Origin of the sequence: Tenacibaculum sp. Cn5-46 (assembly GCF_022347705.1) — a bacterium.
In the GTDB taxonomy this organism is placed as follows: Bacteria; Bacteroidota; Bacteroidia; order Flavobacteriales; family Flavobacteriaceae; genus Polaribacter; species Polaribacter aiptasiae.
Map to the genome: position 1 here is coordinate 785,907 of NZ_JAKRGD010000001.1, position 15,247 is coordinate 801,153.

At 32.1% G+C, this 15,247-nt stretch carries 11 protein-coding genes; all 11 read right to left on the reverse strand.

The window, feature by feature from the left end:
* Positions 1-483: a DUF1842 domain-containing protein gene (locus tag MHN29_RS03735; protein ID WP_235272817.1), complete on the reverse strand. Its 483-nt coding sequence runs from the start codon at positions 481-483 to the stop codon at positions 1-3.
* Positions 484-802: 319 nt separating this feature from the next.
* Entirely contained in the window at positions 803-1,891 is a 1,089-nt protein-coding gene (locus MHN29_RS03740) for an NAD(P)/FAD-dependent oxidoreductase (RefSeq protein ID WP_235272816.1), read from the reverse strand.
* Between the two features lie 97 nt (positions 1,892-1,988).
* Positions 1,989-4,112, reverse strand: coding sequence for a LodA/GoxA family CTQ-dependent oxidase (locus tag MHN29_RS03745; protein ID WP_235272815.1), 2,124 nt, complete (start codon positions 4,110-4,112; stop codon positions 1,989-1,991).
* The gene (locus MHN29_RS03750; RefSeq protein ID WP_235272814.1) at positions 4,102-5,919 is read right to left on the reverse strand and encodes a GMC family oxidoreductase; all 1,818 of its coding nucleotides are present in this window, start codon (positions 5,917-5,919) and stop codon (positions 4,102-4,104) included. The genes MHN29_RS03745 and MHN29_RS03750 overlap by 11 nt, the downstream gene beginning before the upstream one ends.
* A 51-nt stretch (positions 5,920-5,970) precedes the next feature.
* Positions 5,971-7,104 carry a hypothetical protein gene (locus MHN29_RS03755; RefSeq protein WP_235272813.1) on the reverse strand — a complete coding sequence of 378 codons (1,134 nt, stop codon included), beginning with the start codon at positions 7,102-7,104 and terminating at the stop codon, positions 5,971-5,973.
* A 16-nt stretch (positions 7,105-7,120) separates the two neighbouring features.
* Positions 7,121-9,103, reverse strand: coding sequence for an amidohydrolase (locus MHN29_RS03760; RefSeq protein WP_235272812.1), 1,983 nt, complete (start codon positions 9,101-9,103; stop codon positions 7,121-7,123).
* Positions 9,104-9,339: 236 nt separating this feature from the next.
* Positions 9,340-10,776 (reverse strand): lamin tail domain-containing protein, encoded by a 1,437-nt coding sequence (locus MHN29_RS03765; RefSeq protein WP_235272811.1) that lies wholly within the window; start codon positions 10,774-10,776, stop codon positions 9,340-9,342.
* 406 nt (positions 10,777-11,182) lie between these two features.
* Entirely contained in the window at positions 11,183-12,031 is an 849-nt protein-coding gene (locus MHN29_RS03770) for a glycosyl hydrolase family 18 protein (protein ID WP_235272810.1), read from the reverse strand.
* Positions 12,032-12,051: 20 nt separating this feature from the next.
* Positions 12,052-13,713 (reverse strand): FAD-binding oxidoreductase, encoded by a 1,662-nt coding sequence (locus MHN29_RS03775; protein ID WP_235272809.1) that lies wholly within the window; start codon positions 13,711-13,713, stop codon positions 12,052-12,054.
* Between the two features lie 22 nt (positions 13,714-13,735).
* Positions 13,736-14,155 carry a hypothetical protein gene (locus tag MHN29_RS03780; protein ID WP_235272808.1) on the reverse strand — a complete coding sequence of 140 codons (420 nt, stop codon included), beginning with the start codon at positions 14,153-14,155 and terminating at the stop codon, positions 13,736-13,738.
* An 11-nt stretch (positions 14,156-14,166) separates the two neighbouring features.
* On the reverse strand, positions 14,167-15,246 hold the full coding sequence (locus MHN29_RS03785) for a hypothetical protein (protein WP_235272807.1): 1,080 nt from the start codon (positions 15,244-15,246) through the stop codon (positions 14,167-14,169).
* Position 15,247: the final 1 nt, after the last annotated feature.

A 15,247-nucleotide genomic window follows, 5' to 3' on the forward strand; every position in this document is an offset into this window, starting at 1 on the left:
CTATAAACTTGTTTCTAGATTTTGTTCTTTTACAAAAGAAGAAAGTTTATCTACATTCAATTCGTCAGATAATTCAACAAGTTCAACTTTTTGATAACCAACATCTACCCATTTTCCATCAAGTAAAAATGAGTATGTAGCTGTTCCAGATTTCCAATCGTCTTCTAATGACATTCTTAATTTTACATTTTGTATTGGTTGAGGTGCTCCTAATATTAAAGGTGAGTAAGGAGATACTCCTTCCATTACTACTAAAATATTACATGAATTCATTGTACACATATATGAATAATCACCACTTAAAATAGTAGGAATATTCAAAGGAGGATTTACTGCTTGGGTAATATTTCCTTTTCCAATAATCTTTTTAGTGTTAGTATCAACTATTAATGATACATTAAAAGAGATTCCACCAGCAAGATGGTTGCTAATTCTGTAATTTAAATTAAAATAATGTCTGATTTCGTTGTTTTGATTTTCCATGAGGGACTTTTTAAGTTTAATAATTTTCCTACTCATAAGGCTTTTCGGATTACGCCTCGTTTTTATAGTAGTTTCTGAGCTCTACATTTCGAAGTTGTTTTTAGCGCTATTTTGTACTTCCTTAGTTAAAGTTATTATTTAAAACCATTGAAAAATAAATTAATGTTATGAGCGCTTTTTTTTATGGAGTGATTATGTAAGAAAGAGGTGTAAAGAGGGGATTGATGTTTAAGTTTAAAAGAACTCTCATTATAAGAGTTTTATAAGATCACCTAACTATTTTATAGTAAATTAAAGTGTAGTTTTTTAATTGTTAAAATCAATGCCTTCTTCTCCAAAAATCATTATCTGTCCAACGTTTTTCTTGGGAATAGGAAAAAGTTATCATAGGTAAATATGTATTGTACATTTTATCCATAAGGTATTCATAGGTTAAAAAAGCTTCTTTTTTTCCTTGTAAATAATCTATGATGGCACGGCTTCCGTAATAAGCAGTTCCAATAGCTGCAGTGATACCATAGGAAGATAAAGGATCATATGTGCAAGCAGCATCTCCTACAGCTAGCCAATTTTCTCCTGTAATTTTTTCTAATCGAGATGAATTTGCTGCATGAGTATTTAATGATACATTGATATTTCTATCTTTACCGATACATTCTGTTATTCTTTTTTTTACATGATTGGTTTTCTGGAGTAAACTGTTAAAGCCTTCATGTTTATTGGCTTTTAATTTTAATACTAGATTAGAATCAGTCATAAATGAAACGATTAATTCATTTGAAGGTAAACTAGCAGTATACCACCATCCATTTGCACAGGTTTCTACGAGTGTAGATGCATTTAAAACAGAATTTCCTTTTAGAATAGCACTTATGCCTACTAGCTTATCTAATGTTTTACGTTTAAGATTTAAACATCTACCTATTATAGATTTCCTTCCACTGGCATCTACTATAAAATCTGCTATAATAATTTTCTTATCGTTTAAATAATCTATCTCAAGATGCCATTTTGTATCTATTTTTTTACACTTTCTGAGAATATGTTTAGTATGCCAAATTACTCCTACTTTTTGAGCTTCATTAGCTAAGTCTGTCTCAAATAATTTTCTGTTAATGTGTGTACCATTTCCATGGACTCCACTAATGAAATCATCATCTATTAGTTCGTCAGTTCCCCAAGCGGATTGATTACTGTAACTATTTTTATGTTTAGAAAGTAAATGATCTAATTCTAGTTTTTTAAGTAAAGGATTAATGTTAGGAGGTAAGCATTCTCCTGGTTTTTGTATAGGAACGGCGTTGGCTTCTAATACAATTATTTCCATATTATATTTGGCTAATTGCATTGCTATAACAGCTCCTGCTGGGCCACCGCCTATAACCACTATTTTTTGATTTTTTTTCATTGATTTTTAAAATAAAAATCCTTGTTTTAATCTAAAAATATATTCAGTAAAACAAGGATTTATAAAAAGATTGAAAAGAATTTTATTTTTACAGTTACTATCGCTCTAGTCTGCCATATATTTTCCTTGGAGCATTTGCATTTTCTGTACGTTCTATACTTTGTCTATAGGATTCTCTTTCTTGTTTTTCGATTTTAATAGCTTCATCTGGAGTAATTTTTCCTTCAGCTACTTGTAGTTGTAAGTAAGTAGGGTCCCAATTTGTATATGCTTTTGAACGTTGTTGTTCAACCCATACAATCTTTGGAATTTCATCATTTAAGTTTTTAGAATCTAGTTCCTTGGCAGAGATAATTCCTAAATCAGACCATTCCTTAGCCATATCATTAAGCCTACTTAGAGTATCAGAATTGTCTAAATCTCGTAACCAAAACTGCCTATAATTAAACTGCTTGGTTTTTTGAAATGTGCCATTTTTTTCAGAATTCATACCTTCATAAGATTGCTCACTAATAACATGTTGTGGAGCTCTAGGTGCCCATAAAGCAGGCACAGGTAAATAGTTAGATTCATCTAATCCACCAAGACAACTTGCGGCATCTGCTTGCCAAGGAACTCCCATCCATCTAGTAAGTGTTCCTGGGCCGCTATAATGAACAGGCCCTTGTTTAGCCATTGCTTTTTCAGGAGAAAGCACAGGTCCATAATCATCAGAAATGAAATCTGGATTGTCTTCATTTATTTGTGAAACAACATTGAGTCTAAAAGCAGCTAATTCTCCTGGACTTGCAGGTTTCCACATTTGATCAACTCTAAACGGCCAAGAAACTTCTATACCTGGTCTAAATGGTCCTCCAAGACATTCTTGTAATGCAGCTTTAGTTAATAAATAAGGTTGTATAAATATATCTTGATCTTCTATAGGGTCTAGTGTAGTTTCTTCTTTTAATGGAAAATTAGAGTTTAGTAAATTGTATTTTGGAGCAATAAAGTATCCCCTAGACCATTTTTCTAAATAAGAATATTGAGTCCTTGTTACCCATAGATTTTCATTTGGTTGATCACTAAAATCTCTTAAAGCATCGCCATAATTAGAAGGTATTTGAGTTGGTTCAAATTTATCTGTAGATGGGTTTCTAAACCAATTAAAAATTTTCTTTTTTATGGTTTCAGTAGAAGGATTTTTAGAAACTAATTGCTCGTATATTTTAGGATCGGTAAAATTAGAAGGTGAACCTTGACCAAATAGCATATACAGTCCTTCACTAACCCATTGTGAATCACTAATAGATTTAAGTATTGGCCATATATCTTCTTCAAAAGAAGGTTCATCATTGATAGAAATCCCTCCTTCTTTTCTTCGCGCATATAGATCTTTTACAATATCATACATGGTAATTGTTCCATAGAGTCCTTGTCCGTAATTAGGAGGTACTACAGCAACGAAAGCAGCCTCTGCATCAAAATTTTGGCTTTTTCCGTTTTGTTCAATAGTAATTGTAGCTCTTACAGGTCCATCAGATGTATCATCATACCAACCATCATTATTTGCAAAATGATGTACAGGATTGTTAGGAATAGCACTTTTTGCCAAACCTGAACCTCCTAATACAATTAGTCTACCTTTATTATCAGTTCGTAATTCTCCTAAATTTACATTATTCCCCATAAAGGTACCTTTGTCTAAAGGAGCACTTTTACTATTTAATCCAGAAATTGATGCAACTCCAGCGTCAATTAATAGTTTTTCTCTTTTTGGGTGTAATCCATAAGGAACTCCTCCATAAGAATTATTTTTGTGAGTTACAGAAAGTGCTAATTCTTTAGTGTTTCCTTGTTCTTTTGCATTGAGATTTAAATCCATGGGATTAGTAAATTCATACCAAGCCCCTTTTCTATTTGCTAAATGTACTGACCAATTAACCTTAACATTTAATCCTTCTTGATTTAAATCTGAATTAATTTCAGTAACAACTGTCCCGTTTTTGTCTAAACCATAAACTCTAAAACGAGCAGCTTGTTTTTTGATGGCACCAGCTGCATCCTTGTATTGAATGTCTTTTTTTGATGCATTCATATTATTGGGTACTCTAGGATCAGCAACTTGTCCGGGAAGTTCAGGTGAATAATACCATTCGTTAGAGTTTCCTACCCTTGATATTCCTACTGCGGGGTAGATAACATATTTTTCTATTTGATCTAATTTATTTTTAGTACTCATGATTGCTTTTTTTATAATCTTCGATAATAACTTCTGATGCTTTTTCACTAATCATATAGATTGGTGTTACTATAAATGTTCCTGGAATTTTTGGAAATACTGAGGCATCTACTACTCTTAGGTTTTTAGTACCTCTTACTCGAAAACGACTATCCAATACAGCATTTTTATCATCATCAGCACCAATAGGGCAAGTGCAAGAGGCATGATGTCCCCATGATTGTGCTTTGATATAATTTTTAATATCTTCATCTGATTGAACTTCTTTTCCTGGCAGAACCTCTTTAACCTTAAAAGGAGCATCTTTCATTAGAGTTCTTGCAAATTTGAACCCCTCAGTAATATCATTCAAATCTTCTCCATTATCATCTGTTCCTTCGTCGAAATAATGGAAGTTGATATAGGGAGCTTCTCTTGGATTACTCGATTTAAGTTCTACTACGCCTTTTCTATTATTGGTATGAGCTTTTAGGACTGTCCAAGTAAATTGGTTTAGAATAGGACGAAAAGTCCAAAACCAATTAGGAAAAAAGCCTTGAAATCGTACACTTTTTGCAAAAATGATGAGATCTGGATTTAATTTTTCGGGAAATGATTTTTTCAAGTACATTAAAGGTGATCCCATACTATTGTATGGCCCTTTTCTATCTTTTAACCATGAATTTAAAAAAGCATCGTTTTCTGGATCGTCGCTATAAGTAGCCATTTCATTCACCTTAAATGGTTCTTCCATTTCAGTAATGAGTGGTATTTCGTATCTGTCCTGAAGATTTTTACCTACACCAGGTAGATCAACTCTAACAGGGATATTAAATTTTTCTAGTTGCTCTTTTTCACCAATTCCTGATAACATTAAAATTTGTGGAGTATTGAATGTACCACATGATAAAATTATTTCCTCGTTGGCATAAGAAGTTTTTGTTTTGGGTTCGGTTAATTTACATTCTTCATTAGCTCTAGGTGTAGCTTCATAAAGATAAGATCCCTTCATATATTCAATTCCTATGGCTTTTGTATTATCTTCTTTATCAAACAGAACTTTTGTAGCTAAGGCATGAGTTTCTATGATAAACCGTTCTGGAAATTGTTCTTGTACCTGTAGTATAAATTCTCTTGATCCATTCCTAGTCATGCGATTAGTAGATTGAGGAATTGTAAAGTATCCAGTACTCTTGTTATTAACAGCACCGATAGAGTTAGGATCTTGATGTTCATTAATTTCACCGAGCTTTTCTGCTTTTTCCCCTTGTAATTTGCAACTTTCCAGTGTTTCTATTAATTGCCAATCTTTAGGGGCTGCTGAGGTATCTGCTTTCTCAACACTAAGCCAACCATTTGTGCCGTGCCCGTTTTTTTTCGCAGTAATAGGATCCAGGTATTGACAGTTCTCTAATTTTTCAAAATATCGTCTCATATTGGTAGGATTCCAAGATTCATCTCCTGTTAATTTCTGAATGTATTCCCAGTCAGAATTAGAAGGGTAGGTAGTAATCATTGCATTGTGAGCAGTGCAGCCTCCCAGTGTACTGGATCTTGGGTATAGAACGCCGTCTTTTGAAGGGACATATTTAGGGTCTTTTTCTTGTTGTTTTTGATTTGAATAATGACGTACGAAAAAGTCCCATCTATAATTTTCGTTTTCAGCTGCTAATCCTAAGAATGAAGGAACAGAGTAGCTTACGCTAGCTTCTTTTCCTCCAGCTTCTAATAGTAAAACGGTAAAGCCTGCTAAAACTAGATTAGCTGCTAGAGGACCACCTCCAGCACCAGAACCTACTATGATGTAGTCGTATTTGCTTTGTTTCATGATGTTTGGTGTTTATCTAGATAAAATACTTATTAGAACGATATTGTTTTGTTATAGTTGAAATGAAACAGGGCATTTAGATAAAGACTTTTCATTTTTAACCTGTGTATTTGTACAAACTACATCGTGCATTACAGGGCCGAGAAGATCTACTTGACCAGATAAATGTTCGCGAGGCTCTTTTTGATTTGTTAAAATCAAATCTGCTGCAGCTCGATCTTCTATAATTCGAGCTAAAAAATGTAGAGCGCTATCGACATCAGATAAGTTGGTTACAATTAAAAGATTTTGATCGAGTGCCTGATCTTTATCTTTCATATATGGTAATATACATTGAGCAATTGAGTTCATTTTTCTTGTAACCCACTCAGCTTCTACGATGACATATAATTTAGACCAATGTTCTTCTGTAAATGTGGCTTTCCAATCTTGTATCAGAGTGCTTATACCATATTGTTGAGCTGTTGCTGCTATGACTTGACATTGAACGATTAGTTTATAAAGTGTATTATTTGGATTACTAATATCCCCGTTGGTTTGATTGCACCATTTTTGAAAGACTTCCGCTATAGATTCTCCAACTTTCAAAGGCATAGCAGTATTTATAATAAAGTCAATAGATGAGGCTAGTAATTGTTTTAATACATATTTAATGTGACTTATAACAGTTTTTGATGTAAGATGAGGGTTAGCACCGTCAAATTTTTTTGGAATTTTGTTTAAATCGATAACTAAACGCTTTTTCAATTCGTTATTTATTTCGAATCCTTCACCGATATTATCAAAGGTGTTATAAGCTGTTTCCAGCACCTTTAGATAGTTACCTAGAGGTATACGCCAATCTTGATTTTCTAAATTAGTAGAGTAGGAACCAAAGCACCCATATATTCCTAGTGGAGCATGTGCTATAGATTTAGCTATTTCGAAAAGTTTAGAAACAGGTTCTGCTACAGTTCTCGATTCACTATTATATTTATTTCTTAGTAACGTGAATTTACCTCCTGCGGGAGTAAATTGACATACTATTACGGGCTGAAACTTGGTAAGATCTTTTTGTACATTATCTTGAAGTATGTCCATATGTGCTAACATTTCAGTATCTACTTTCTCTATGTTGGCAATGGCCATTTGCGATAGACTTGAATCAACTATTGAAATATGAGATTCCCAATTAAAATTTTTCATTTTTTATAGTTTAATTTTATACTAATTCTTTCACACCAACTCTTAAAGAAGGATTTTCAAGTAATAATTCTTTTATTTCTTCAGCAGTACTATATCTTTTTATACCTCCTTTCCAAGTTTCTAATACAGGAATATTACGCATACCTTGGGCTGAATAAACTCCTTTTCCATTACTATAAGTAAGAGGGTTCTCTTTTAGTAATACAAAATCTGCACATTTTCCTACTTCTAGTGAACCTGCCCATTTATCTGCGTGACATTGCCAAGCTGAATCATAAGTCATAGCTTTTAATGCTTGAAATCTGGTAATGCGTTCTGTTTCGTTTAAGACTTGAGTATTTAATCCTTCAGGAGTTCCTTCCATTATCCTTGTAATGGATTGTTCCATCATGCGTAATGGTCCTAATGGGGTAACACTATTATCACTATGAAGTGTAATCCTCATATTATAATCATGTAAAGCAGCATGACATCTATCTAAATGATTACTTCTTTCTTTACCTAAAATAGTTTGTTGGAATACCCATCCCCAGTAACCTACGTGACCTATTAAAAAACTTGGAGATATTCCTAATTCCTTCATGTCTTCCATATTTTGATCTGATAATAAAGAGGCGTGCTCTATTCTATCTCTTCTGGTTTCTATGGTAGATTTATTAATACCTGCTAGTTTGAAAGCATTGATTGTACGATCAAGTGCATGATCTCCATTAGCATGAACCATTACTGGCCAATTATTATCTACAGCTTTACTAATTAGAGTATTGAACTCTATAGGATAACCGTAATTGAAGACTCCTTCATTTGTTTGGTCAGAAATTTTTGTTCCTTCTTCTCCGTAAAGAACAAAGTTTTCATTACAATCATAAGGTGTTTTTTGGTAACCAGTTAGTCCTTGATTGGAACCATCAGATACTACTTTTACATAGGCTAAGTTAAATTCATTGTTTCCTTTGTTAGGGATGTATCTACCTTCTATTTTAGTATCAAAATCTTCTAGGGTAATTGCAACTAATGCTCCACCTATTCTTACTGAACAATTAGCATTGGCTTTCTTTTTTAGATATTCTGGCTGATTCAACCCTTTTTGAGAAAAAGGTTCTATTCCAGCATCAAAAAGATAAGTTGCACCTCTGGAACTAGCTTCTTTAAATATTTTATCAACTTCGGTGGATAATTTTTTTTCGAAAGTAATAGGGTTAATACTGTCAGCTATTATTTTTAAAACAGGTTCCATTTCGGCAAATTCTTTCAATATACCATCCTCATTTAATTTCAGACCATATTTTTCGTTTGCTAACCTAATAGCAGCATTATTAACGTAAGCCAAATGCATGGATGAATTCATTAAAAAGACAGGTTGGTTTTTTGATATTTTATCTAAAGTTTTAGCATTGAATTCTTTATTATGATTTGTTAATAAAGAAGGGTCTACATTACTACCAAAAATCCATGTATCAGAAAAGTTTTCTTCTTTACCATCAATAGCTTCTTTTTTTAAAGTTTGTATAATCCAATCTGTACTATACTTATCTTCTTCTTTAGTAGCTACGTTAGTTCTTAATTCTTGTCCTATAAAAGGACCTACATCGGTAGCCATGTTGAAAATGGCTGTTGGAAGAATATGAAGATGAGGTTCAAAAAAACCTGGTAATAGTGTTTGTCCACCAAAAATAATTTGTTCAATGGTGTCTTTAGGCATTTTTTCTTTTACGTGATTATAAGAACCAGTAGCTATTATATAACCATCTTTTATTCCAACAGCTTCAACCATGATATCTTTACCTCCTGCCATTGTTTGTATATAACCTACAGTTTGGTCTTCTTTGTCTAAAGGATTGGTTCCTGTTCGAAAAATAATTGTTTCTGGAGCAGTATTGTTTTTAGTATCTTTTTCATTGTTTGTTTCTCCAAATTTAACATCAGGAAATAAAGATTTCCACATTGGATTGCAACATGAGCAATGTAAACCTTCGGGGTGATTGTGTGAGTGGCTCATAATTTTGATTTTTAAATGTTGTGTTATTTATAACGCTATTAAGAATATCGTTTAATGTAAAGCTATTACTTATGTAGTTTGAATTAGAGATAAATGTTGTGAATACACATTTAGATGTAGTAAAATACTCTCTTTAATCGGTAAGTTTTCAGTATTGATTTGATAATAAAAAAAACGAGACTGTATTTAAACAGTCTCGTCTCACCTCATTAAATTCTATAATATATAGAAGTAACCTACATTAATGGGAATTCAGGTTGTACACCTAAAACAAACCCTGTAGAAGAATCTGCACTTTCAGAAACTACAGCTTGTGGTGCAGATAAGTTTATAGTAATAGTTCCATCTGAGCTATTTACTTGAGTGTCTTTACTAGTATATGTTTGAGATCCACCTCCTAAAGGTATACCTAAGAAACCAACACTCCAGCTAGTTGTTTCTTTGAAAATAGTTTCAATAGATTCATAGCTACTAGAGTGGATAACCATTTTGATATCAGGGAAGTTAGAAAAAGCAACAGCATTGATGAAAGAAAATTCTTTTGCTAAATCAGCACTTTCTGTTGTTCCAAATTTAAATCCAGATACATCTTTATCACCATTTTTCATTGCTTGTTTAATAGGATCAGCATATAACCAACCTTGTCGGCTAGAGATATCATAATCCATTGGTCCAAATTGAGCAAGAGTTACTCCAGAGAAACTCATTTCTATATCAATTTGACTTGCTTCAGCAGCGATTGTATTTTTGAAGTAGCTAGCATGACCGCTTCCTGAGATAGAGAAGAAGTCTAACACTGGAATTGTAACACCAGCACCACCATTTACGCTTATAGTAACATCACTTCCGTTAAAATTACTTACAGACATTTTTAAAGTAATTGGGTTTGACGTTGGATGTTGTAAGCTATTAGTTAATTTAGCAACAGATGATGAAGCAGCAAAAGGGTAATTAGGTAAATACATTGAAGAACCTGCTGAAGAATTGTATACTTCAACTGCACCATTACTAGCTGTTGGATTGTTAATAGCATTTCTAAGATCTCTAAGAATACTGTTGTTTAAAGTTACATCATTTTCTAAATTAATAGCACTTCCTAAAGCGTTTAAATAGCTAGCAAGTACAGGTAAAATAGGAGCACCAGCTGGAGGAGTTTTGTCTAATAACTCATTAAGATCTCTAGCATTTTGAATTTGTTGCAAAGTTAAGTTTGGTGTAGAAGACCAATCTTTTTGTATAGTACCTAAAATGTCATTAATAGGAGTGTTTCCTGATGGTAAAGTACCAAAAGCAGCTCTCCAAGCTCGTAATAAAGCTCCTTGTTGATCTTGAGCATTTTGGTGAGCTTTAGTTAAAATAGCTTGGTCAGCAGTAGATAAACTATATGCAATGTTTGTTATAGTTTCTAGGAAAATGTTTGTAAATACACCTTCTAATGTAACAGGACTATCAGAGTTTTCTCTTTTTATGCTAGATTTAATCCAGTCGTATGATGCTGAATTAAATTTTAAGTTACTTGAGTTTTCCCAGTAGAAAGGAAAGTTACCTTTCGAACCAACATGAAAAGCTTCTAAATTTACACCATAAGTTGCGCTAAGTAATTGGTTAGCTTGTTTTTTTAATTCGTTAATGATTTCAGTTGTTTCATCAACAGGTACAGTTAGTACATTCATAATCTGATTAGTTAAAAATTCCTACTCATATGGCTTTTCGGGGGACGCCTCGTTTTTTTAAGTAGTTTCTGTCTCTACTTTAGAAAACTAATTTTATAGCGCTATTTCGTCTTCTGATATAAAGTTACTTTTTATAGAAAGAAGGATTTTTAAATAATGTTGTGAATTCTTTTTTTTGTGTTGTGAGTGTGATGTAATGTGTTGTGAAAAAGGTTTTTATGTGTTTTGTTTTAAGTTTTTTATTATAAAATATAACATTTTGAATTGTTTTATTTAACTCTTAGATAACTCTAGTAAAGAAGTAGTTTGTATATAAAAAAAGAACTTGTTAAAGAAACCGAATCTCTAGTTTTTAATTAGAAATTCGGTTTTGATATTTCTATATTTTAAGAAAAAAATATATGCTTTATATGCTGATGTTTACTTTAGAGTCTTGCAGTGTTTTTGACATTGCTAATCCCCATTCTCCATTTATATCACTATCTATTTTCCATCCCATTACACCTCCAAATTCTATTTTATTATTGATTGCTTTACATAATATTGATTGAAGTTTCTCAGTAGAAATATATCCTGTATTATTTACATCTTCTGGGGTAATAGGTTTACCTAAAATTAATTTATGTGAAGGTACATTCTGTTTAGTAATGCTTAAAATTGAAGTAGGATTTTGGATTGAATTATACTGAATTTCAAATAACGAATTATAATTTTCATAAGACTGATATTCCCAATTTCCTTGGTTATAGTATTGAATATTATAATAGTCAATTATCCCATTAGTTTTTCTTTCTATTTCACTATAACCTCCATTAAACATAAAGTATGGCGCTTGTGGTGCATGGGAAATTTGTAATGGATAGTTCTTTTCCATGCTAGTTTTGTTTACCGCTATTGTTACATCAACTAACCATTGAATAGTTTGAGAATCCATTAAAATATTTTCTATGTCTAAATCGACTCCATCAAATTGATGTTGGATAGCAAAACTTGCAAGATCTGAACCATATGTTTTTGGATCAAAATTAAGAGGATTCAAATATTCGCCTCCAGCAGAAAGAATACATTTTTTATCTTCACTTTTTAAAAAACTAATAATTTCAGGAGAATTTACAACAGCTTCTGCTGCTCCAATTACTCCTTTTTTAGGATCTTGCCAGAATGAAAATAATATATCTGTGTATCCTTTATATTTACTTTTTACATCGGTAAGTGTAATCCAATTACTAAAATAACCAACTACTTTTTTTGTCATAATGTTTTTGTTTTAGAGAGTTAAATAATGGTTTTACGAGTTCTAAAATGATTATATGGGTCTTTAGACTCATTTTCTTTTATTTCTATTAGGCGTTTATAACTTTTATCAAAGTATGTTTTGGTAGGGATTGAACTATCTTTAAAACTAATAAAAGCTCCAGAGGTATTTGGAATGTCAAAATCTCTACTTGCTTCAATCCAATCTAAAGCACGATTTGTTCTATCATAGACAAAATTGTCTTGAAACTCTTCTTTTTCTTCAATTTCTGTATTCCACCAGCATTGATATTGTATAGTGTATAGCTTGTCTTTGTATGGGAATGCGCTATTTGTTTCTTCACTTTTTTGTGTATAGAAATCTCCCACTATAGCTCCTAAAGTAACATAGTTAAATAGGCCTAAAGCTCTATTACCATCTAATATTAAACTTGATGTTAAACTTTTTAAAAGTTGTTGATATCCATTTTTATCATTGTAATCCAATCCATTTTTATCAACTAAACGAGAAGTGATTTTATGTGGAGCAGGTAAATCTTCATCAGGTTGTAAAGGAGTTCCCTGAAGTAAGTTTAGCTTGCTTAAAATTTTAGAATGAGATTCTCTGTCCCAATTACTCATTAAATTTTTACCATAATTATTTTTATGATGAAAATCTGCGCCAGTAGCTGGTTCAATAGTAAATTCATAATTTGCCAGAACTCCTGTGAAATTATCATTTATAGCATCAGTTAAACTAGTTTCATCTCCTTCCCAGTACCCATAAAACACACAATTATGCGCTATAGTTTCAGTATCAATTGATGTATTGTTATCCCATGATCTACCGTTTATTTTTAAATTAGTACCAGTTAGTCTAGGAGTATTTTTTGAAGTAATTAATTCTTCCCATTTTTTCAATACTTGAATGGTAGGAACATTTTCTTCTATTGAGTCAGGGTTTTGATCAGAATAAGGATTCCATTCAATTTCAAAGCGATGTAAAACTTTAGGTAAAGGAAATGTTTGAATGCGTAATTCAGTAACAATACCATAACTCATACCACCACCTCCTCTAAGTGCCCAAAGTAAGTCAGGTATAGAACCTGTTTCCGGATTTGCGTTTAGGTTTATTAATTTACCATTTCCAAGTAGGATAGTAGCGCCAACTAAATGTTCACAACACATCCCCATTTTTCGAGTCCATGGTCCCCAACCACCTCCCATGGTAAACCCAGCAATTCCTACTGTTGCACAAGTTCCATGAGGTATCATAACATTATTATCGGCCAAAATTGAGGTAAGTGACTCAAATCGAATACCAGGTCCTATTTTAGCTATTTTAGTATTTGGATCTATAGAAACACGGTTCATTTTCGAAACATCAATTAATACAACGTTGGTTCCGTTGCATTCGCCCTCGTGATCGTGTCCACCAGCTCTAACTTTTATAGGAAGTTTGTTTTTGATAGCTGTGTTGTATGTAGCTTCAACATCAGAAGCTGTTTCGCAATAGACTATAACAAATGGGTTAAATTGTAAACGTCTATTAAAAATTTGACTTTTTAAATTATGTTCGTATACATTTTCTAAGTCTCCCCAATTGGTAGAAATAGTTACATTTGAAGGAATAATTTTATTTAATTCTTTTAAAAAAGAATCGATTTGTTCTTTTAACTGTATTGTAATTGTTGGTTGCATCATAATAATTAATTTTATTTATAATTTATTCTATAACCCAATACAGTTCTGTATCACTGTGATTATATTCTCGTAGTCCAATTCCTTGATGATTTTTTGAATTACCATATACATAAAGTAATCCTTGGTTTTTAGTGTTGCAACTAATAAAGTATACATTAGAATCTTGACCTTTTACATGTTGAAAATTAAAAACTTGATCAACATCATTAGGGTGGTTATTAGATGTTTCTAGTCTATTACTGTTAGGGTAACTTTCAGCTACCTTAGCACCTTGGTTTTTAGTGTTTATAGTTAACTTAGAGTCAATTATAGTCCATTTTTGATCCTGATTTTCTGGATCGTATGTGTTCATGGCAATTTCTTCATTCCTTGTGCTTGGAAAAGCTTCCCAACAATAATCGGTATCATTAAAAGCTTTAATAATTAAATTTTTTGTTTTCATTTTTCTATAATTTATTGATTAATTTCTTCTAAAATCATAGGAAGTAGTTCTTCCAGATTTGCTCCACTTTTTTTAATATCAACTTTATTGATACTCATTTCATTTGGATTTAAAATTGATTTGAAAAGAAAAGGAGCTGTTGATATTCCAATTCCTGCGGCAAGTATTCCACCTCCTAATAAAGGAAGATTTATACCTTTCATTTCTTTTCCTCCTAGCCACCAATTATTTTGTAAACCGATATTTGACCCTTGTCCAATGACTACATTTGATATTTGATATTTTTTACCTTCAATGCTAAATCTTAAATTACCTTTTATTGCAAAGTTTAATTCACTTGGTTTTTTATCTGTAGTAAAAGAAGCAATGGTGCTACCTTTTCCTATATTATTATTGAACCATTTTGCAGGTGCTTCGCTTTTATGTCTTCCAGCTTTTACAGTAATAACACCCTTTCCATTTTTTATTGATGAAGTCACTTCTTTATATGGTTGTCCAATAGTAACAATAGCACTGGAAGTATTGAATTCGAAGGTTTCAAATTTAGAATCTGGTACGGATAAGATGAATTCATTATCGTGACTTCCTGAAAGTTGACTTATACATTTTATTTTAAAAGAGTTACTACCTGATGGATCTAAGTAAAACTGATCTTCTAATTTGGTGTTTTCATTTATGATTTCACCTCCTTTGTTATCGCTTTTAGCTTCTATGCTTTTTGAGCAAAGGTGCCAGTTGTTGGTAGAAGAATAATGTCCTTGACCAAGACATACTTCAAATTCATCTTGATTAATATATAAGGTTCCTTCTACGGCAAAATTTAATTTAGAAGGAGAGTTACTTCCTCTAGCAGTATGAATCATATGCTGCGTATTTTTATCTACAAAATCCTTATAAAATTTAGCTGGTTTTTCATCACCATGTCTATCAGCTTTAATTGTAATTGTAAGTGTGTTTTTATTGGTTTTGACGGAAATATCTCCCCAATTTTTTTCATCACCTATAGAATGCTTTTTAGCTTTAAAGTCGAGTTTAGTTAACGCTATATCTGCGTTATAAACAAATTTAAAATCGTTAGTACTTTTTCCCATG

What these genes read in the sequence shown, in the direction of transcription:
- MHN29_RS03735 (WP_235272817.1), bottom strand. Translation starts at nt 483, where the DNA reads ATGGAAAATCAAAACAACGAAATCAGACATTATTTTAATTTAAATTAC.
- MHN29_RS03740 (WP_235272816.1), bottom strand. Translation starts at nt 1,891, where the DNA reads ATGAAAAAAAATCAAAAAATAGTGGTTATAGGCGGTGGCCCAGCAGGA.
- MHN29_RS03745 (WP_235272815.1), bottom strand. Translation starts at nt 4,112, where the DNA reads ATGAGTACTAAAAATAAATTAGATCAAATAGAAAAATATGTTATCTAC.
- MHN29_RS03750 (WP_235272814.1), bottom strand. Translation starts at nt 5,919, where the DNA reads ATGAAACAAAGCAAATACGACTACATCATAGTAGGTTCTGGTGCTGGA.
- MHN29_RS03755 (WP_235272813.1), bottom strand. Translation starts at nt 7,104, where the DNA reads ATGAAAAATTTTAATTGGGAATCTCATATTTCAATAGTTGATTCAAGT.
- MHN29_RS03760 (WP_235272812.1), bottom strand. Translation starts at nt 9,103, where the DNA reads ATGAGCCACTCACACAATCACCCCGAAGGTTTACATTGCTCATGTTGC.
- MHN29_RS03765 (WP_235272811.1), bottom strand. Translation starts at nt 10,776, where the DNA reads ATGAATGTACTAACTGTACCTGTTGATGAAACAACTGAAATCATTAAC.
- MHN29_RS03770 (WP_235272810.1), bottom strand. Translation starts at nt 12,031, where the DNA reads ATGACAAAAAAAGTAGTTGGTTATTTTAGTAATTGGATTACACTTACC.
- MHN29_RS03775 (WP_235272809.1), bottom strand. Translation starts at nt 13,713, where the DNA reads ATGATGCAACCAACAATTACAATACAGTTAAAAGAACAAATCGATTCT.
- MHN29_RS03780 (WP_235272808.1), bottom strand. Translation starts at nt 14,155, where the DNA reads ATGAAAACAAAAAATTTAATTATTAAAGCTTTTAATGATACCGATTAT.
- MHN29_RS03785 (WP_235272807.1), bottom strand. Translation starts at nt 15,246, where the DNA reads ATGGGAAAAAGTACTAACGATTTTAAATTTGTTTATAACGCAGATATA.